Consider the following 20,896-nt stretch of genomic DNA (forward strand, 5'->3'; position numbering starts at 1 on the left):
CCGGTCCCAGCAGCATAAATCCCGTTAGGAACGTGATAATAAATTATGACTTGGCTGATCATTCAGGCAATGCTCGGGTGACGATATATAAAACCGGCAATGCTGGCCAAAACCATTGTCCTTATAATAAAAAAGAACTACGCCGGATGCACTTGGAATCTATATGGTGCAAGGCCGGGTCTTTTTTGCTGTCGAACAGGCTTGCATTAATGTAGCTTTCAGATAACCCTTCCTCGCAATCGATCTTTACTATCTTTTCCAAATACAGGTAATAAGAGTGACATATGCAAAGTTTTTTATAGAACGGGTAAGATCGCAGATGTTTGGGATCGCTTACATTCTGTCCTTAATGTTACTGGTCTGGTTTGAAAGCTCATCGAATTTATCTGCCAATAACATCGACCCTACTGAAAATTATTACTCATCTGAAACAACGGCAAATACATCGCAATAAGAATTGTTCCTACCACTGCGCCTAAAAAAAGAATGATTAGCGGTTCCATCATGCTGCTAATGGTGCCTGTTTTGAATTCGACTTCTTCGATATATTGTTCGGAGATAATACCAAAAAAGTAATCGAGCTTGCTGGTCTCTTCGCCTACTTTGATGAGCTGGATCATTTTTGCAGGATAGACTTTAAACTGCCGAAAACTTTCGTGTAGTTGGCGTCCGTGCAGTATGTCGTCTTCTACTTTTTTGAGGGAATGTTCAATGGGATAAAAGCCGATCATCTGCCTAACCAAAGTAATGGCTTTGAGTAAGGGTAGGCGTGCGTTTATGAGCAGACGCATAGAGTTACAGAAACGAGCCAGATAAATCTTTTGTACCAGCTCACCAGCCAATGGAATGCGCAGTAAAATACGCGAGGAGACACTTCGCACTTGCTCATTTTTTCGCCCCACATAAAGAACGGTTGTGAGGCCGATTACTGCAAGAAAGACAGGTCCGGCCCAGTTTTGTAAGGTATTAGATACCGAGATGATTTTTTCGGTAATCCAAGGTAGGTGCCCGCCGAAACGTTTGAAAATATCGCCGAACATGGGTACGATGAATTTTAACATAAAGAATACCGCACCGAGGGAGGTGAGCATAACGATACAAGGATAAGTAAGGGCCGAGATCACTTTGCGGCGTTGTTTGATCTTATTTTGAAAGAACCGCGCCATATCTTCCAAAACTTCGGTTTGCTTACCTGTTTCCTCGCCGATCTGAATGCTAAAAACTTCATATAGCGAAAACTTACCGCTGGCCTGAAGTGCTTCAGAAAATTTACTACCTTTTTTGACTTTCGCTAATACCTCCTCAAACAGCTTAATATCTTTTTCTTGTTTTTGACCCGACGTAACCAACTCCAGGCTATCCTTCAGATTGATACCGGCTTTCAGCAGGGAGCTTAATTCCAGGTAAAAAGCTTCCTTCTTTTTGTCGCTCAGTTCTTTGCTGCCGAAGCTGATATCCTTATTCATGAAAGCCAGCAGGCCGTTTTCGTTTTTAGACGATTCAGGCTTGCGTGCTACTTTGGGCGGCTGGTATTTATTCAGATCAATGGTTGGCATGGTTTGGTCGCTCTATCAGGTTAGCAGAACTGTAGATTTTATAGTAATGATAAGGGATGCTATCTGTTCCGGATAACAGTGTAAAACTCAATTCGTCAATCCGATGATCTTCTGCTTCTGTTGCCTGTTGGTCGATAGGTTGGCCTTCGAACAAAAGTGAGGGAACCGTATGATTGAACTTGAAGGTATCGGTAATGGCTGCCCTGCGGATAATGCCGTCAGCAATAAACGCATAATTCACTTTTGCCGAGTCTTTAACCAGGGTAATTCCGCTATCGGTTTGAAATACCCCCGAAGCCCGGTTAAAGTCTTTAGCCAACAGCTCGTCGAGCAATAGCAGGTTCTCTGTGGTTTTGTTCTTTTGCAGGAAACCGCTGAATGACCCGATAGCGATCTGGTAAATGGTATAGGCCATCCCAATCACAATAGCGGAGATGAGCATGGCAATACCCATCTCCATCAGCGTAAATGCTTTTGTCTTTTTCATGGGCCAGGCTGGATCACTTTTTTCATTAGTGCGATCTGCTGATCGACATCATCAAAGACCGCGATATCAAATTCGCTTAATGCCGGGTTGTCCGCTAAAGGTTTAATGGATGTTTCAATACGCCAGGTACCTTGTTTAAATGTCGTAGCCGAGAAATTATGACGGGCTTCGGCTTGGATCATTAAATCATTAGCCAATGCGGCGGCTCTTACTTTCTGTCCGGAAAGCGTACTGCGGGAAACATTGGTGAAAATGGTCATAGCCAAGCCAAACACCACCAGCAGCACGATCATGGCGACGATGACTTCCATAACGGAAGAGCTTCGGACTTTATTTGTCAGTTGAGCCATGCCAAAACCTTTTGAGTGGGACCGCTAACCGGGAACAAATCGCTGCTGAGATAGTAGGGAGATAACCTCGGGCCGTCTAAATTAATATTGATGAGATAATTCTCATAACGCGTGTAGCCGGACGTGTACACAAAACGATTGGTGAAAATTCCACCTTTGATAATAATGCCCGCATGTAGCCCCACATTGCCTTTGAGATAGACAATCCCCCTGATTTCCGTGTCTTTACCCAGATCGACAAACGGCAGTACCTTTCCCGGCTGCTGTTCATAGGTAAACAAAGCGCCGGAGAGCAGATTGTTGTTCCCGATAGTTATTTTTTGTGTGCCGTTATCGTTAGCAAAGCGTAATAACCCAATACAAGAGGGATAGTCAAACTGACAGCGTGCGCCAGTGGTAATAGAATCTGCTGCAAATAGTTGGCAGCGACCTCTAAAACCATTGGCTACATGAATAGCCTTGGCAAAAATTAGCACATCTTTAAGATGAGCAGTACTGTCTATTGTTAGTAAGGTATCTGATACGATGACTGCATTACCGCCGATAGTACAACCGCTCAATGTTGTTACCTTTTTACCAAGATCTATGCGGTGCGCCGACTGGATCCAAGAATAGTGAATGGAGTCAACATCTGACAGGTTTTTCACCATCCCGGTAGTATCTTTCCATAAAGTTTCCAACGCTTTTAACCGGGTGGTGTTCAACGCAGGTAATTCTTTAGCGCTGTTATACTGGTGTCCCTGGATAATTTGTTTAGGCCCCTGGTAGGCTTGTCCGTCCACATACGCCGGCCGGATACCCGCCTTGGGTATGAAGACATTGCCTTTAACGATTGTTTTGCCACTGACAGATATAGACCGGTCCTCATCAATCATATAAAGCGTAGCCCATTTAGCGGAGTCCACCCCATTGGCAATCGTAAATGTTTTATCCAAGGTATCAGCCTGAATAAAGCTGCGTACTACGCCAACGTCAAATATGCCCCAGGGCTTACGGCAAATAGCAATGCTGTCATTGTCCTGGCCAAAAAGACTCAGTCGGGTATAGCCCTGGGTTAACGGACTGTGTAATACAAGATTAATACCCGATTGCAAATTGTTGCGCAACTGCTGATAACGCAGCTGCTTGCTGTATTGTAAACGGTAAAATCCGGCGGCCATAATCAAGGATGAACAGATCACACCGATCACCAGCGCAATAACGATCACCATATATAAAGCAGCAGACCTGACCATCGCCTTAATGTTTTTGCGATTTGGCGGCAGCAGTCCTTTTATGACCCCAAAAATGAATACGTTGTAAGAATGGTCTTTTAAGACTTGGAGGTACCGGCTTTCCTAAATGGTATTTTTGGATAGTAACACCATCCTTATTATAAGTTTTTATTTTCCCCTCCAACAAGCCGTTGCGATAAACGCCGGATTGTTTCAGTTTCCCATCCTCGTCAAAAACGCTGAAATCGCCCGATTGGATACCTTCATGCCAGGTCACTATGGCTAACAGTTTTCCTTGTTCGTTCCATTTTTTCCATTCACCTGATTTCAGACCTTTTTTAAACTTTCCCTGTTCTTTTAATTCTTTATTCTCATAAAACTCGCTATAAGCACCGTTCAGCAACCGCCCACTGTAACCGCCCTGAGTGGTATGGACATGATTGCTGCTGTACCAATAATAAGTAAGGTGAGGATCGATTTCGGGGCCGGAATTAACAGGATTCGTTTCCAATAAAATGGTACTGCCATTTTCAACTACGCGTACTTTATTTAAGCCCAGGTCGGGCATTTTCTGGCTATAACCAGAAAACACGATTAAACATAACAGTATGGAAAAAAAGAGCTTCATTGTGCGCTGCGATCTATGGTAATAAATTTTGTTTGGCCGTTATAGCTCAATTTGACAGAATCCCGGAGGTTCTTGATCAACCGTACGTTACCGGCTGACTCCCCTTCCTGCAAACTAACATTGTTGCCATTGACCAAGAGAATAGCAATCAGCTTTTTGGAACCGGCGTTTCGGATAAAGCCAGCGTATTTAATGGCGCTCCAGTTTACAGTATTGTTCATCGGTTTAGGATTGAATGCCATAGAAACAGGCAAGCTTTTATGTATAGAAAGCACAGCTGTGTCTTTATGCGCTACTGGCGTCGAGCCAAATGGATCAGGATAATTCAATTGTAAACGAGTGGTGTCCGTCCTTTCGCTATAATCGTCGTAAGGCGTTTTAGCCATTTGTGCCTGCCGCATGACAGCTCCCTCGTCATCGTCATTCTTAGTTGCAGCCATCACCCTGTAGAGGATAGTGCCCCACACCACCGCCACCAGCGTAATCAGTAAATAATTTAAAGCCTTGTTCTTCATCGTCCCGGTTTATTGAATCACAAAATGCCGCAATGTACTGGCCTGGCCTTCATTACCGGCCGCATCAATGGCCGACACCTTCCAGTAAATCGTTTCGCCGGTCGTACCAAGGTTAAAATTATAGTTGGTAGTGCTCAATGCAACCGGAAAAGTGGAATTATACAAAGTGGTAGAATCCGCACGCAGCACATACAGCTTGTATTTTGTTGCGGTTGTAGTAGCACTCCATTGCAAACTGGCGGGCAAAGACAAAGACTGGTTATTGGCCGGAGCTGTCAGATTCACTCGGTTCGGTGGAGTGTGATCGTAGGTCATTGTATTGATAGCGGACCATTGCGCCTGTGCGGTGTCATTTTCGGCACGTACCCGCCATTGATAAGTCTGATCTTTTTGAAAATTAAAATTGAGCTGTTGCGCCGGTGTTACCTGGTTATAAACCAGGGTGTTTTCATCGGCAAAGCTATTGGTGTCGATTTCCAGCCGGTACTTAGTCGCACCATATAAGGAACCCCACTGAAAAGCGATAGTCGCCTGATTAGTTAGGAATCCATTAGCAGGGGAAGTTAATTGCACCTTTTGCTGTTTAATGGACGAAAAGAATATGGTGAAGTTACGTCCAGTAGAAAAAGCGGTTTTTGAGCTACCATTCTCGGCTTGCACTCGCCATTGATAAACACCCGGCTCCAGGTTAATGGAAAATACGTTAGTTTTTACGACCGTGTCTAAAACCAGACGCGACACCGAGTCAAACTTTGGCGCTACCACCTGTAAGCGGTAGGTCAACGCGTCGTCTACCTGATCCCACCAAAACTGGACGTTGTAATTGGCACTCTGGTAATTATTTCCCGGCGCCTCCGGCTGGATTTTACTGCCGCTGATGTCTGATTCAATGAATTCTTTACATGATGACGCCAGCCCACCTACCAGTACCATCAACATCAAATAATAAGGGATAAGGTTCAATTTCATTTAGAGCAAATTTGCTGATTTAAATTTAAGATAAGAATCCATAGTTTAATAAATTTTCGACTATACCTTCTTTCACGGGCGTTCGATTATTTATCGCGGCAATGATGATTTTAAATTAAATCACTGACTTGGTTGTCAAGTTTTAATATTTTACCTTCGCACACTGATAATATTATAATACAACCAAAACTTAATCACACATTATGCAACCCTTCCATTATATAGTGCTGATTTAATATAGCCACTCCCAATTTACATCAATCAACAATTATCATTCACGTAATGCCGTTTGCTACGGCCTAAATTTTATCATGAAAAAGTTAGCTTTCTCTTTGCTGGCGATGATGTTCGCTTTTAATTTCTCCCATGCACAATGGAATAACGGTACTAATATTACGAATAATAATACCGGTTATGTTGGCGTTTCTACAAGTCTATTTGTTTCTGGAGGTGCTTACCAATATGCGATACCCACCGGTGCACTATTAGTTGGACATTATCCTCAACAGGGTGTCTACATCCCGCCACCAACGCTGCCCTCTTATCAGCATTCCATTGTTATTGATCAACCCAATGACCGGATCTATATAACGCATGGAAACTCCGATCAGGGTGGTGGTATTCAGCGCCCCGGAGAAAATACGGGTGAAACGCGATTCTTCAGTTTACCAAATTATAATGCTTCTCAGCCAGGCTATCTGACATTTTACAACAACACAACAGAGAGTATGCGTTTGGTTAATGGTTATTTGGGTATTGGCACAGTCTCACCAAGCCAACCACTTTCGGTTAATATAAATGCTAGTGGTAAGGGTATAAGTTTAGGTAATTATAATACTCTTTCCGCTGGTGGTTTTGCTTTTGTTGGTATTACTGGTGCTGATGGTACTTTTAACGGAGGCAATCTTTCTTCCGGTGATAATGGGTCAACAGGGATGGCAATTGTGCACACCAGTGGCGGCCTGGGCAATAGCGCTGAATTAGCTTTCGTAACCCATAATAATGGCTCAGACTCAAGAGAACGGGTGCGCATAGATCGGTTCGGGAACGTAGGCATAGGTACGACAACTCCGCAAAAGAGCTTACATGTTGTAGGCACAGGAGCCACACTAGATGGTGGAGACACCTTTCCTTTTTTGGGAGGAGGCGCCGTTATTCAGGCAAACACAGGTAATCGTTCAACGACTAATGGGGCTCAGTTAGAATTCGCTATTCCTGCAGATGTAAATGGTGGCAATGTTTGGGGACAGGCCAGAATCGTTACCATTGGGGACAACAGTCTTGATCATAATGCTACCGGAAAAATGATATTGGGAACGAGGAGAAGCTTCAATAAACTAGGAACAGGTAATCAATGGTACTATGGAAACGATATTACTATTGACGGTAGCGGCAATGTCGGGATCGGCACAACGACGCCTCGCGAGGCTCTTTCTGTTAATGGGACAATACGTTCAAAACAAGTTAAGGTTGAGATTGCCAATTGGCCAGATTTTGTCTTCAAACCCGCCTATAGTCTTAGTCCCCTTTCGGAAGTAAAAGCTTACATCGACCAAAACCAGCACTTACCTGAAGTGCCAGCAGCTGCAACAGTGGAGAAAGAAGGGATGGATGTAGCGGAGATGAATAAGATTCTGCTGAAAAAAGTGGAAGAGCTAACGCTGTATCTGATTGAAAAGGATAAGGAGATTGATTCCCAAAAGAAGAAGGATCTGGATTTAGAAGCACGTTTAAGTCAACTTGAAAAGCTAATAAAGAAATAAATATGATTTTTCAACTACGCAACAATAGTTGAGTCTTCGCTTTGTTGGTTCTGTTTTTAGTGAGCTATATTCCTGTCGCAAGAGCGTAAAATGGTGTTTCCTCATTGCCGCAGTCAGTACCCCCATCACCTACTACCGGCTCTCTCGGTAAGTTTGATGACGTGCCTCTTCGTTACTATACAGGAACACATGACATGTCCATTCCTTTTTATGAAATTAAAACAAAAGATCTTTCCGTCCCCATTACCTTATCGTATGATGTCAATGCTTAAAGGTTGGGCAGGACGCCAGTTGGATGGGATTAAATCGGTCGCTCTTTGTTGGTGGTTTAGTTTCACGTATAATTCGAGGGAATGAAGATTTTACAGGGGCTTTGGGGTTCTTATGATTATGCACAATTGCCAAATACCTCATACTCGCCCACTGAATGGCCTACAACAAGCTAGTATTACCTTGAAGTTCAAAATGGGAAGAGGACTTATTATTTTATCTTTTTCGATCAAACGTTTATCTTTGGTCACAAATCATACCTTAATTTTATCACGATGAAAGAAAATTCTATTGACCCAATCCTTGAGTTGATCGTTAGTTAATATCGCTGCCCCCCAAGCTTAACCTTACAATAAAGCCTTTTTTAGCCACAACTTATCATGAAAAAATTAGTTTTCTCTTTATTGGCGATGTCATTCGCTTGTAGTTCTACTTATGCCCAAAATACATTTCCGGCGAGTGGGAGTGCAGGTATCGGTACAACCAATCCGACCGTAGGTGCGTTACAGATCAACGCGCCGGACAAGACCGTATCATCAGCGATCGCCATCAGGCAGAGCAACAATCCAGCATATGGCTTCGACCTGGCATTAGATCAGCTTGTTGATGGGAAAGGTTATATCTATGGTGTCTCTAATAATACAAAGACCTCTTTGATCGAATTCGACCGGACAGCCAGCGTGGTGCGATTGCCCAATCTGGCCCTAGGTACAGGAACTCCGGCAGGGCGTTTCGACATTGCTGCTTTATCTGGGGGGCAGCATTCAACAGGTATTATACACTCATCTGGTTCCCAGGCTTGGGGGCATACGCTCATACTTGCTACAGACGCCGCTAATGGGGACGATGCCAGATTACTCTTTAGCTACCGAAATAAAGCGAAACAATGGGGAATAGGCGGACAATATTCGTCCACCCGCTTTAGTATTTGGGAGGACTGTGGAGACGGTTTTATTGGTTCGACATACGGTGCTGAACGTTTGACCGTAGCCAGCGGTGGTAACGTAGGTATAGCCACCTCAACGCCGATCTCTCTTTTTCAGGTCGACGGCGGTCAGGCCAAAGCTTGTATCGGTGATGCTGGTGGAGCGGATCTGAAATATGGTACCAGTTATTTGGGCTTCAATGCCGGGCGAAGCGGAAGCAATTGGACGATCAACGGTGATAATGTACATAATGGTGCTGGCGTGATCTATTCAACAATAGAAGGTGAGATCTTATTCGCGCCCATCGGTTCAACAGCGGGTAGTGATAAAACGTTGACCGATGCCAATATAGCAAGTGCCATCAACTTTAAGATCACACCAACGGGAACTTACGCTAAGAAAATAACGGTACAGACGACCGGCTTTCCCGACTATGTATTCAAACCGACCTACAAGCTACGCCCGCTTTCAGAAGTAAAGACCTATATCGATCAAAATCAGCATTTGCCCGAAGTGCCAGCTGCAGCGACCGTTGAGAAAGAAGGAATGGACATTGCTGAAATGAACAAGTTACTGTTGAAGAAAGTTGAAGAATTGACACTCTACCTGGTCCAACAGAATGGCCGGCTTGACGAGCAGCAGAAATTATTAAAAGAGCAGCAGCAGCAGATCAAAAAGCTGACCGACCAAGGTCAGCATGCTCGTAAATAAAACCAATGATCTTACCTACAGAAGCGATCATGTATTCGGAAGGATACAGTCGACTTTGGTACCTTATTGTGCCCTGATAATGCTCAATTCATCTTAAAAAGTAGCAAAAATCTCAAATTTTAAATAATGTCAAAAACTGTTAACGACCGACTGTCTAAACTGCTTGTACAAGCTTATTTTGTGCTTATCACTGTTGCTGTTCTATACCTGTTGTATGGACATTTTTTTCAGGCCGATAAGATCGCCTATGTAGATTCAGGAAAAATACTTAATGAGTATAAAGGCGCAGTCACCGCAAAAAAAGAATACCAATCCAAAGCGAAAGTTTGGCAGGCCAATATAGATACACTGACGGAAAGGGTAAAAAGCTCGATCGCTAATTATGAAAAGACACTTGCAAAAATGTCGCCTAAGGAGCAAGCCTTGGCAAAAGAGCTGATCCAAACCAAACAGAAACAATTGACAGACTATCAAAAGGCGATACAGGATAATGCAAGGGCAGAAGATACAAAGCTGACGCAAAGAGTTGTCGCTGACGTTAACAGTTTTCTACTTGATTATGGCAAAAGGAATCATTACAAAATGATACTGATCGCTAATCAATCAGGAACGATCGCTTACGCCAGAGAGGGACTGGATATTACCGCATCAGTATTAGATGAGTTAAATTCTGGTTATGCTTCAAAATAGAAGATCGGTATTACTAGTTCATCTGATATTAGGGTGCTTTTTTTTCTCATGTTCCAGGTCACCTCAAAATAAAGCTGAATTGTTAGCTTATGTAAATGATCCAGCTAATGGATTAACCAAGAATACGCAGATGGACGGTGTTAAAATATCTTTAGCCTATCGTCCAAAACAATTGGCGCCTTCATGGCGAACAACGGTGTCAGGTAGGCCTTGTTGTTTCCTATTAGGACTGTCAAAGAATAATAAAGAATTGCTGAGGCAATTATCTTATAATGAGTATAGTGACCTGGTGCAGATACTATCTTTCAGAATCAGTGATTTTATAGCATTGGTTCCTGACGGCAAAAAGCCGGTCAGCCCTATGACTTGCTACTTTTTACAGACGTACGGTACAACCACCGCCAACCAGGTATTGATCGTTTTTGATGAAAGGGACCTGGAGCGTTGTCGTCGATTTAAAATACTAATAAAAGAATTCGGATTAAATATAGGAAGTCTTTGCTTTGAGTTCGAGCAGAAAGACATTACTGCAATTTCAACTTTAAAAATAACATCATAAACTAAACCTTATGTATGCCTTTCGAAAAATGAAGCCTGGTCAAAGAAAAGCTATTGCCATTTTTTTTGCCTTGCTGATTGTTAATCAATTTCTATTTCCCTGTGTCGCCTTGGCGTTAACAGCGGGGCCCACAGCGCCGGAAGCAACGAACTTCGAACCGGTCGACACGACCGATATGGTAAATCCGTTAACCGGAGATTTCACTTATTCTATGCCATTGCTAGAGGTTCCGGGGCCAGAGGGTGGCTATCCGTTGGCTTTAGCTTATCATGCCGGTATTCAGCCTAATGAAGAGGCTTCCTGGGTTGGGTTGGGTTGGACACTTAATCCAGGAGCTATCGCCAGAAATGTTAATGGCTATGCAGATGATTGGAATTCCGTGCAAGGAGTGCAAAGAACTTACTGGAGTGGAGGAAATACCAAAACTTTTGGGGTCGATGTAGGGATCGGTGAGGGGCCTGTAAGTGTTAATTTCGGATTGTCCTTTGCTCAAGATACCTATAAAGGTTTTGGTGTAGGATATTCTTTAGGAGCCACGGCTGGTATGAAAAATAGCCCATTTCGAGTTGGAGTAAGAGTGGACGTAACCCCATATGGACAAGAATATGTAGGGACAAGTATCGGTATAGTAAGTGGAAAGACCGATGAAGGGTTATTCGCTAGTGCCGATCTGGGGATCTCGACCAATTTTAAAAGCGTAAGTGCTGGGGTATCCGGAGGTATCAACGTGAGTGACGGTAGTACTACCCGATCGCTTTTAGGGGCCTCTATCGGATCAAATGGTCGAGGGACCTCAGGAGGTTTCAGCGTTGGCGGTGCATCCGTATCGGTGAGCAATGCTAATGCTGGGAAAATTCAAACAGAGTCTTCCGGATTTGGTTTTACATTGCCTCTACCGGGGTTTAGCGTCGGGGTCAGTTATAATTATGAGCGATATTGGTCGGATGAAACGGCAACCGTCTCGACGAACGGAGCACTGCACAATGTTGATCCATCAACGCTGGTAAGTAGTAATTTTTTTGATAACAATGCCTTTGATACTTATAGGTTGTTGAACGACCGACAGACAAATATCGTTGATAATCCTGATCCTGATCGTATCGTAGGGGGGACCTACCCGAGCTTTGATGATTATGTCGTTACTGCCCAAGGTTTGAGCGGGAATATACGGCCCTATGCATTCCAAAATATTTTGTACAATCAAAACAAAAAGAATAATCAAGATCCACAGAACGACGTAGTGCAAAATGTTACGAATGTGGTCAATATATCTACTAAAACAAATTATCAGTTCAGATTTATTAAGGACTTTTCAAATAAATACACACAAGATCCGAGTTATGATCCATCTGGGGCTGTCGTATTTGATACAGCTCCTAAGTATGGTGAGGCCGCTAATGACGGGGGGTATAATTCCAGCACTAACCAGTTGGAAGGATCTCGACATATAGAATACTTTACCAATCAAGAGATCGCTGACGCAGCGGCTAACCCCAATTCTACTAATCGTGTTAAGACATTGGGTTTTTTACAAGCCCATGCCACAGGGTTCGTGCGTAATCATGATGGACAGATCGGTGGATTTATGATCACGAACGAGAGCGGTGTAACTTATCATTATGCGTTACCCGCTTATAGTTCGAATGAATTGGTACATACGGAAAAGGTCGATCAAAGTGGAGGCTATCGCTTTAACGATTTGCAGAAGACAGGCGCTTATGCTTATACGTGGTATCTTACAGCTATTACCGGACCAGACTATGTAGACGTTGATAACGATGGACAAGCTGACAATAATGATTGGGGGTATTGGGTTTCTTTTGAATATGGAAAATGGACAGGAGATTATACATGGAGAAACCCATCTGAAGGATTTCACAAAGATCTGGATAATCAATTTCAAAGTTATTCTACCGGGAAAAAGGAAGTATATTATCTGGATGCTGCTAAGACCAGAACTCATACCGCCTTATTTGTAAAGGAGATACGCGCAGACGGAAAATCATTAGGTTCTAATGGATATGATGTGCCAACCCCGGGGCGTACAGATGTTTGCCCTAGAGCGACCCTGAGGTTAAATAATATTTTGCTGTTGCAGAACGATCAATTCACTACATCTACAGATGCTATTCGGTCGGCGTCGACAGTTTACGACTGGTCGCAGGAACGTCCCGTCAGCGGTGTATATGATTATACTCATTTCGGACATAACATTATTGATATCCATGATATCGAACAGTTGAGTGAAAATCTGAACCAGAAGTGCTTACGGCGTATTCAATTTAATTACGATTATTCATTATGTCCTGGAGTGGTCAACAGTTATGATCCTAGTGGACAAGTGTATAGTACGTCTCCCGCGTCTATTCCATCTGATCCGACAAAATTAGGTAAGTCAACGCTACTGTCCGTTGATCTTCAGGGCAAAGGTGGAGCTGAAACGATCCCTCCGGTTCAATTTGAATATGATCTGGATCCCAATGATGTGAATAATACCGATATACTGATCGCTAATCAGCCAAGCGGGAGATCAGGTACGATAACAGCGGGGAATATTACTAATAGGTTTCAGGAGGGCGATATATTGACCTTTACTTCTAATAATGTAAAATACTATTGCACATTATTAAAAGATACAGGCAACGGCAATTTTAATGTTTTGTATTTAGATAAGATCCCGACCAGTGCGGTAGGGCCTTTAATTGCTTATAAAACAAAGAACCCGCCTTACAATAAGGATGCCTTTGACCTTTGGGGGGCTTACAAGTCTGATTACATCGGGTCCGACAATGAGAACCTCTCCAGGATCACCACTAAAATATCTAATCTCTCTGCCGACGTTTGGTCTTTGAGAAAGATCAAGTCAAGTATTGGAGCAGAGATCAATGTGAACTATGAAGGAGACACCTATAATCGGTCGGTTTTGAACGATAATAAGAGTCTTGTTATCAATAGTGCTATTACAAAGACAGGTTCGCAAACGTTTAGTTTTTCGGTCAATAATGAAGATCTCAATATTAACAATGCGCTCCAGCCGGGTGGTAAGCTGGATCTGCTAATAATGAAGTATGTCTATACTGATCAATATCCCAGCACCCGGATCATTAATCCCGCTAAAGTAATTAACTCCGAAAATTATGGCTCTCCGGTCAGGGTGCAAAGTTTGAATGGTAATGTTTTGACGATAAAAGTGGATCCTCAAATGGATTACGATCTAACGACACTCGCTGGATTTGAATGGGTTAATAGTAATGGACAAACTGGGTCGACACCATTATCTGGTGAGCAAGTGTTATTGGCAGGAGGAAATGTGGCCGCAAAAGGGATCTCTCTCTTTTATGGGGGCGGTATAAGAGTGAAAAATATAACAGTAGACGATCTAGCAGGTCAGATCAGGAGAACCAATTATGATTATGGCCTATTGGGGAATTCGGGGAGTGATATTCCCTCCGGTGTAACATCTTATCAACCGGTAATATTTGATGTCTACAAGTTTCAGACTTTTTTTTACGGTCACGACATGTTCTCCGATCCATCTTTAGAGCCTGCGCCGTTATATAAGAAGGAACTATATAAAAAGATGAATTCTTTACTGGTCGTTAGTAGAGAAGTTCCTCCTCCTGGGGTAATGTATGAAAATGTCACCGTTAGTGATGAGGTACTTTTGCCGGCATCTGGCGGTTCTTCAACTTATCAGCATATTGCTTCAGCAGGAAAGACTACTTATGAATACGAAGTATTTAGCCGGGGGATGCTTGGTATCAAGGATTACTATTTCAGCCAATCGACCAACGACAGAAGACTCAATACGTCCATCAAAGATTATACGGCAAGGATCGGGAATCTGAAACGAATGATCACCTATGACGATAAGGGGAATAAACTGACCGAAAAGATCAATCATTATCTGCATGACGATATCGCCGATAAATCATTTGATACACAGGTTCAAAGCTACGAGCCCCGCTTGAGCGCTTATAACAATATTGGAGTTATTCAAGAAAGATACGCTGATGCCCGAACCGTTTATCAAAGTGGTATAGCTGTCGATAAACGCGTCATGTCGGGAAGAGATGTATTTCCTGCCATCATGACGGGTACGACCCAGATCGATTATAAAAATGGTACCAAAACTGAGCAGCAAGATTTAAGCTATGATTTTTATTCCGGTGCAATTTTAAAAACCCGAATAACAGACTCTTACGGGAATAAATTTATCAACGAAGTATTGCCAGCGTATCATATTTATCCTGCGATGGGACTTAAAACCGCAGATGCTACTAATAAACACATGCTCATCCAACAAGCTGCTAGTACTACCTTTAAAGTGGACGGCTCGGACCAACATCTTGGAGTGGTGAGCGCGTCAGCCAATACTTGGAGCAATCAATCACAAGTATTGGATCCGGACGGGAATCTGACCAACACAGGGCAGTCAAATATTTGGAGAATGAAAGCCAGTTATGCTTGGATGCCAAGTGGGACCTCAAGCGATGATCTTTCCCCAACGAACAGTTTTCAAGCATATTTCGACCCGGGAGGAAGTGGAAACTCTTCTTGGAAAAAGGTCAGCGAACTGACGCTCTATAATGTGTTTTCAAAAGGTCTTGAGCAAACTGACATCAATAACAATTACTCTGCGTCAAGGTTGGGCTATAATAATACCAAGGTCATAATGACCGGTAATTTCGCAAAATACAATGAAATAGCATACTCTGGCGCTGAAGATGAGTTTAAAAACAATACGGGAGTAACTAGTTTTATTGCACCGGGGGACGGTGTGTTAAATACCGCAGTTGCTCATACCGGTACTAATAGTTTAACGGTACATGGAGGAAATGGAGGTTTTAATTATAGCGTTCCGTTAACTCGTCTAAGTGCCAGAGATTATTATGTGGCGGTTTGGGTCAAGGCCGCTAATGGAAATCAGAACGATGCAGGTCTCTACTATAAGATCGGTAATGGTGCATCACAAGCTGCTACACTTAACTACAATAAGCAGGCTGCTGGATGGTATTTATTAGAGATGCGTATCCCCAAAGCTGCCATTGTGGCTGGGACCGGTAATTTACAAGTTGGGTGTGTTAATAATGGAAGCCTGGATCTGTATTTTGACGATTTCCGTTTCCAGCCCGTTACTGCCGCGGCCAAGGCTTATGTATATGACAAGCATACTGGAGAATTGAGCTATATATTAGACAACAGTAATCTTTACTTGCACTATGAATATGATGCGGCAGGTAGACTTACCAAATGTTACAAGGAAGTATTGGGCAAAACCAGTGTGCCGCTTATTAAGTCAATAGTTTACCATTATAGCAAAATGCAATAGCAAAAAATGAACATGAGAAAACGAGTTTTAATTATTTGCGTTTTTTTAAGTATAGTTGTTACTGCTACGGCGCAAGACATTCATTCATCGACGGCAGTAGTATTGCCTTTGCCTGGCGACAATGCTTATGTTGTGTCCAATGGAACAATAAGAAATATATCTAGCGCTCGGTCCGTTGTGCTCGGGCCCGGAACATTATTCGAAGAAGGTTCTACTGTTAAAGTAGATATAGATAACACGACAGTTTTACCGCCGCCACCAGACAATCCATCAGCTGACTTGAACCGTAATTGGGTCATGACAACCAGCTATGATGAGGACGGACAGGTAGTTGGCGAGTCAAAAGATTTTTACGACAATAATGGCAACTCGATCCAGTCTCAGACGAAAAATCAAACTACGGGTCAAGTATTGGCAACTCAGACCCTTTACGACGCAGAAGGAAGGGCCGCGCTTACCACCTTGCCCGCACCAACCAATAATGCTTCTTTTGCTTATAAAGAACATTTTGTTCAGAATTCGAGCGGAGGCGATTACGGATATTTGAACTTTGATGGAGATCCATCTAATGTGAGTAGCCGGTATACCAAGGTAAATAACCCTGATCCGATCTCTAATACCCAGATCGGCACGCTAGGCTGGTACTATAGTAATAATAATACATTGGAGCCTTTAATACCGGCTACTGGATTCCCTTATTCGCGGATAGAGTATGTAAATGATGGTAGTGGGGATCAAAACCGAGCCGCTAGTGCAGGAGAAGGATTAAATATGGGTACAGGCCATGAACTATCCATTCGAAGTTTTCCAGTGATATCCGAACTGGATCATTATTTATCCATCCGTAATAAGTATTGTCCGGCGACGCAGATCGGAAGTTATCCATCCGAGATGAGTGGAGAGGGAATACAACAAATTTCCGTTGACGCGAATGGGAATCAAACACTTAGTATCAGTGACCTTTCCGGTAAACCTTTGATCAGTGGAAGAGCTGATGAGAACGGATGGTTCAGCGTGGAGAATAATATCACACTGGTGCCTTCAGCAAACGATTTTGAAGTAACCATCAATACCAACAATAAGTCGACCGACGAATTCTACCATACGAACAGTTTTTCCTTGATCTCTTCGTATAATGTCCATATTACGCGAGACGGTGTCACGGTATATGATGGTTCTGGTAATGATTACTCCTTTGATAACGTCGCCGATCCTCAATCCAGTGCAGGTTTCACTTATGTGATCAGCTCTACTCAGCCCTTTTATTATACAAAAAAAGCGTTCGTTAGTCCTTTGCAGAATCCCAATGTGACCTTGGTGGACAATGCGCCGGCAAGATTGAAAGAATCACCTACGACCACGGCACAATACTTTTATATCACAAAATCTCAAAGTATCAATATAACAGGGCCTTATCGATTGTTCGATATGCGAACAGGGACAGAGATCACAAGCTCTTTCAATAATGGCAGTGATCTACCGGCCGGCTATTATAAAGTAATGGTAAAACCCGGCAATGATGGTAATTCGGCTATGGCAAATGTGCAAATGTCTTATATCAATACTTTCGCTGATGTCAGTTACAATTTTTATAATCAGCTTGGTCAATTGATCTTGAATGTCGCACCGAATGGTGTAAAAGAGTTGATCCTGCATCCTGATAATTATGCGCAGGGAGGAACGGCGCCATTTTCTACGGCTAATGAATACGATCTGAAAGGACGCTTGGTCGCATCGACATCTACAGATAACGGCCGTACCGAGTTCATTTACAGTACTGACGGAAGAATTAGATTCACTCAAAATGCTGAACAGCGAACTGCACTGTTCGGTGGCCGTTTTTCTTATATTAATTATGACCCTTTAGGGCGCTCAATCGAATCGGGTGAATATACTCCGCAAAACAGCGGCGATCTGCAGTTCTCTGCCTTAAAGACCAACACAGGATTACAGGATGCTACGGACGATGCGTTGACCGGAGGATTAAGAGGGGATTGGGTAAAGATGCACTATGATCTGCCTGATAATAGCCATGGACTTAGCGGTTATACACAAAATGAAGGAGCAATGCGAGGGCTGGTCAGTTGGACAGAAAGCGAAAATAGTAAGACTTGGTATAACTATGACGATCAAGGGCGGGTCAGTTGGTTAATTAAGAAGCAAACTGGTTTGGAGGCGAAAACGGTCAATTATACCTATAATGCAAAAGGATCTGTAGCCGTTGTCGATTACCAGCGGGAACATCCGACAGATAGATTTTTACATTATTATGATCATGATAGCGACGGTAGATTGGTAAATGTTAAAACCAGCCGTGATAACGTCAACTTGATCCAGCACGCGAAATACTATTATTATTTACATGGTCCGTTGAAACGAATTGAATTAGGAGATCAATTACAAGGAATAGACTATGTTTATACGCCTCAAGGTTGGCTGAAAAGTGTTAATAACGCTAGTGGGGATAAGGCCAAAGATCCTAACAATGACGGGCTTTATAACAGCTTCGCGCCTGATGCTTTTGGGATGCAGATCGAATATTTTTCTCACGACTATCAAAGAGACGGCAGTAATATTGGAAGTATAAACACAGGTCAAACCTCATATTACAATGGGAATGTAAACGGTATAGCTTGGCGAAGTGCAAAAACTCAGGCAGATGCTGGCAGCACCCCTGGAATTGATGATCCGGCGATGTATAGTTACAGTTACGATGCTAAATATCAAATGACCCAAGCAGAGTGGGGCTCACCTGATCTTACTAATGGTACATTTAATGTTGCTAGTAGTTTCAAGGAAAAAAATATCAGCTATGATGCCAATGGTAATATTCTTGGGCTGCAGCGCTATGATAAGAATGGTGCTTTACATGATAATTTTAATAATTATCAATATCAACCAGGTACTAATAAGCTGGTTAGTGTAGGTTCTTTATCTGATCCTACTGGATATGCAAGTTATACTTATGACAATGTTGGACAATTAAAAAGTTTAAAACACGGAGACTCGAATCTTTATATCAAGTATAATTCGAAGGGTTTGATGACAGGCGTTTATGACGATGCCGCAATGACACACTCGTTGGTTTCTTATACTTATGACGAAATGGGCGACCGTATCAGTCGTACGGATGCCATGAACGGTACTCCGGTAACCACAAATTATGTATATGATGTGATGGGGAATATACTTGCGATATATAACGGGGCGTCGGTGTCGGAAATGCCTGTTTTTGGCTCAGACAGACTCGGTACCTATTATGCTGAAGGTAATAATTATGTTTATGAGCTGAAAGATAACGTTGGTAGTGTTCGTGCTGTTATAAATCGGAACAAAAAGGCCGACGGCTCCGTGGATGTAATAAGTTACGATGATTATTACCCCTATGGCGCAGTAGCACAAAGTGGCGGAAATGGTTACCGTTATCAATATCAGGGCGAGTATGCGGAGAAAGATGCTGTTACTGGCTGGAACAACTTTGATCTGCGGATGTATGATGGCATGATAGGGCGTTGGTTAACGATGGACCCGATGGGACAATATCATTCTCCCTATGAGGGAATGGGTAACAATCCAGTTAATAGTTTTGATATCAATGGTGGTTGCGATCCATGCAACGTGCCTCCGCCTAACGCACCAAGCAATCCTAAAACGGGTACGTCTTATAGCGATGGAAAAAATACGTATATTTACAGCGAAGATGCACATGGCTGGACAAAACTGTACGCACCGGGCATTTCTGGCGGCGCGTATGCATATGGGCCTAGGAGCTACTTTAGCGACAACGGTGTGACATCGAGTTTTGGAAGGGTTGGTGCTAATTTTGGTGTTAATTCAGGAGTGTACTTTGCGAACGGTGATATAGATTTAACTACTTTAGGTGCTGATTTTACCGTGCAACCGTTTTCTTTCAAAGATGGGTTTGAAGAGTCGATCGATGCCTATGTTTTTAAAGGTAATGCCTCTTTCAGCACCGGTGTGAACGTTAAAGGCTTCAAAATAACTAATAAAATAACCGGTAAAGTTGAATTCGTGAGTGTAGATGGCAAAATCGCTCTCCTTACGCCAATGAGTAATGACAAGGAGAAAAGAGGTTTTAATGCTGAGGTTAGCCTTGGAGTGCATGCCGTTAAAGCTGAGATTGGTGGAATGTTAGATATATCAGGATATAAAATAAATTATGTCGCGGGTGCTGATGTCGGTGATCATATAGGATTAGGATTTGGAGCATACTATGATAGCAAACAACAAGCTTTCATCATCAAGTTTGAGCAGAATTTAGGTTGGGACGTAGGTGAAAACTTGGGCGTCGATGTAAAAATACCTTGGAAATGAGTTAACTTAAACTAAAGATATTTTAGAGATTTTATTGGTAAATTATAATGGACTATTTTTATATTGCTTACTTTGCACTAGTAAATTTGATCATCTATCTGAGGCTAAATAGACAAAAGGTGATCGGTAAGAACGTGTTTGGGTTTTTCATAATTATTGTTTTGATATTTTCCGGATTGCATTTTACAGGCATATCTATTTTGATGGGTTGGCGGTATTATTGGCCATTGATCTTTATGCAAATGGCACCTGTATTAGCGAACTTTTGGTTTCGCTATATTGTACTAAATAAGATCGAAAGATTAAATATCGCCGCTTACGGTGGGCTTAAAAATATTAAAAAAGTTTTTTCTATTTTCTTTTTACACCTGACCTATATAATGGTGTTTTGGGTACAATGCAGTTTGATTCTCGATCCTATAAAATAACATGATCAAATGGCGTTAATATTAATTTTCCTTGTTTTTTTGATACTCCTAGGCTTTTTTATTTTAACCGTTAAAATTTCAATTAGTAGGCCAAGGGATAAAGCGCAAATTCAAAATGGGATAGCTGCGATTGGAGAGATATTAGTGTAAATAATACTTTTGT

General features: G+C 42.5%; 13 protein-coding genes. 6 read left to right on the forward strand and 7 right to left on the reverse strand.

The genetic code is table 11. The annotated features are described in order from the left end of the window. Window positions 1–404 precede the first annotated feature (404 nt). The 7 genes from ABZR88_RS02490 to ABZR88_RS02520 are packed head-to-tail and all read right to left on the reverse strand — an operon-like array spanning window position 405 to window position 5,719. Complete coding sequence (locus ABZR88_RS02490) at window positions 405–1,556, reverse strand: type II secretion system F family protein (protein WP_107831612.1); 1,152 nt, start codon at window positions 1,554–1,556, stop codon at window positions 405–407. Next, window positions 1,543–2,043 carry a type II secretion system protein J gene (locus ABZR88_RS02495; protein ID WP_107831614.1) on the reverse strand — a complete coding sequence of 167 codons (501 nt, stop codon included), beginning with the start codon at window positions 2,041–2,043 and terminating at the stop codon, window positions 1,543–1,545. The genes ABZR88_RS02490 and ABZR88_RS02495 overlap by 14 nt, the downstream gene beginning before the upstream one ends. After that, on the reverse strand, window positions 2,040–2,393 hold the full coding sequence (locus tag ABZR88_RS02500; protein WP_107831616.1) for a hypothetical protein: 354 nt from the start codon (window positions 2,391–2,393) through the stop codon (window positions 2,040–2,042). Before ABZR88_RS02500 ends, ABZR88_RS02495 begins: the two co-directional genes overlap by 4 nt. Beyond that, window positions 2,381–3,628 carry a hypothetical protein gene (locus ABZR88_RS02505; RefSeq protein WP_146166616.1) on the reverse strand — a complete coding sequence of 416 codons (1,248 nt, stop codon included), beginning with the start codon at window positions 3,626–3,628 and terminating at the stop codon, window positions 2,381–2,383. Before ABZR88_RS02505 ends, ABZR88_RS02500 begins: the two co-directional genes overlap by 13 nt. A gap of 4 nt (window positions 3,629–3,632) precedes the next feature. Next, window positions 3,633–4,175 carry a toxin-antitoxin system YwqK family antitoxin gene (locus ABZR88_RS02510; protein WP_369434704.1) on the reverse strand — a complete coding sequence of 181 codons (543 nt, stop codon included), beginning with the start codon at window positions 4,173–4,175 and terminating at the stop codon, window positions 3,633–3,635. 56 nt (window positions 4,176–4,231) lie between these two features. Further along, the gene (locus ABZR88_RS02515; RefSeq protein ID WP_107831622.1) at window positions 4,232–4,750 is read right to left on the reverse strand and encodes a hypothetical protein; all 519 of its coding nucleotides are present in this window, start codon (window positions 4,748–4,750) and stop codon (window positions 4,232–4,234) included. 9 nt (window positions 4,751–4,759) lie between these two features. Further along, window positions 4,760–5,719: a hypothetical protein gene (locus ABZR88_RS02520; RefSeq protein ID WP_107831624.1), complete on the reverse strand. Its 960-nt coding sequence runs from the start codon at window positions 5,717–5,719 to the stop codon at window positions 4,760–4,762. Between the two features lie 311 nt (window positions 5,720–6,030). On the opposite strand from ABZR88_RS02520, the gene ABZR88_RS02525 reads away from it, so the two are divergent. The 6 genes from ABZR88_RS02525 (at window position 6,031) to ABZR88_RS02550 (ending at window position 20,305) form a co-directional block, all read left to right on the forward strand. Next, a complete protein-coding gene (locus tag ABZR88_RS02525; protein WP_107831626.1) occupies window positions 6,031–7,482 on the forward strand; it encodes a hypothetical protein in 1,452 nt (483 codons plus the stop codon). Between the two features lie 650 nt (window positions 7,483–8,132). Further along, window positions 8,133–9,389 carry a hypothetical protein gene (locus tag ABZR88_RS02530; protein WP_107831628.1) on the forward strand — a complete coding sequence of 419 codons (1,257 nt, stop codon included), beginning with the start codon at window positions 8,133–8,135 and terminating at the stop codon, window positions 9,387–9,389. 126 nt (window positions 9,390–9,515) lie between these two features. Next, window positions 9,516–10,079: an OmpH family outer membrane protein gene (locus ABZR88_RS02535; protein WP_107831630.1), complete on the forward strand. Its 564-nt coding sequence runs from the start codon at window positions 9,516–9,518 to the stop codon at window positions 10,077–10,079. Window positions 10,080–10,158: 79 nt separating this feature from the next. Continuing rightward, complete coding sequence (locus tag ABZR88_RS02540; RefSeq protein ID WP_146166617.1) at window positions 10,159–10,638, forward strand: hypothetical protein; 480 nt, start codon at window positions 10,159–10,161, stop codon at window positions 10,636–10,638. A gap of 10 nt (window positions 10,639–10,648) precedes the next feature. Next, entirely contained in the window at window positions 10,649–15,970 is a 5,322-nt protein-coding gene (locus ABZR88_RS02545; RefSeq protein WP_107831634.1) for a hypothetical protein, read from the forward strand. A 12-nt stretch (window positions 15,971–15,982) separates the two neighbouring features. After that, window positions 15,983–20,305 carry an RHS repeat domain-containing protein gene (locus tag ABZR88_RS02550; RefSeq protein WP_170113694.1) on the forward strand — a complete coding sequence of 1,441 codons (4,323 nt, stop codon included), beginning with the start codon at window positions 15,983–15,985 and terminating at the stop codon, window positions 20,303–20,305. Window positions 20,306–20,896 lie beyond the last annotated feature (591 nt).

Source organism: Mucilaginibacter yixingensis, from assembly GCF_041080815.1.
In the GTDB taxonomy this organism is placed as follows: domain Bacteria; phylum Bacteroidota; class Bacteroidia; order Sphingobacteriales; family Sphingobacteriaceae; genus Mucilaginibacter; species Mucilaginibacter yixingensis.

What these genes read in the sequence shown, in the direction of transcription:
- ABZR88_RS02490 (WP_107831612.1), bottom strand. Translation starts at nt 1,556, where the DNA reads ATGCCAACCATTGATCTGAATAAATACCAGCCGCCCAAAGTAGCACGC.
- ABZR88_RS02495 (WP_107831614.1), bottom strand. Translation starts at nt 2,043, where the DNA reads ATGAAAAAGACAAAAGCATTTACGCTGATGGAGATGGGTATTGCCATG.
- ABZR88_RS02500 (WP_107831616.1), bottom strand. Translation starts at nt 2,393, where the DNA reads ATGGCTCAACTGACAAATAAAGTCCGAAGCTCTTCCGTTATGGAAGTC.
- ABZR88_RS02505 (WP_146166616.1), bottom strand. Translation starts at nt 3,628, where the DNA reads ATGGTCAGGTCTGCTGCTTTATATATGGTGATCGTTATTGCGCTGGTG.
- ABZR88_RS02510 (WP_369434704.1), bottom strand. Translation starts at nt 4,175, where the DNA reads ATGCCCGACCTGGGCTTAAATAAAGTACGCGTAGTTGAAAATGGCAGT.
- ABZR88_RS02515 (WP_107831622.1), bottom strand. Translation starts at nt 4,750, where the DNA reads ATGAAGAACAAGGCTTTAAATTATTTACTGATTACGCTGGTGGCGGTG.
- ABZR88_RS02520 (WP_107831624.1), bottom strand. Translation starts at nt 5,719, where the DNA reads ATGAAATTGAACCTTATCCCTTATTATTTGATGTTGATGGTACTGGTA.
- ABZR88_RS02525 (WP_107831626.1), top strand. Translation starts at nt 6,031, where the DNA reads ATGAAAAAGTTAGCTTTCTCTTTGCTGGCGATGATGTTCGCTTTTAAT.
- ABZR88_RS02530 (WP_107831628.1), top strand. Translation starts at nt 8,133, where the DNA reads ATGAAAAAATTAGTTTTCTCTTTATTGGCGATGTCATTCGCTTGTAGT.
- ABZR88_RS02535 (WP_107831630.1), top strand. Translation starts at nt 9,516, where the DNA reads ATGTCAAAAACTGTTAACGACCGACTGTCTAAACTGCTTGTACAAGCT.
- ABZR88_RS02545 (WP_107831634.1), top strand. Translation starts at nt 10,649, where the DNA reads ATGTATGCCTTTCGAAAAATGAAGCCTGGTCAAAGAAAAGCTATTGCC.
- ABZR88_RS02550 (WP_170113694.1), top strand. Translation starts at nt 15,983, where the DNA reads ATGAGAAAACGAGTTTTAATTATTTGCGTTTTTTTAAGTATAGTTGTT.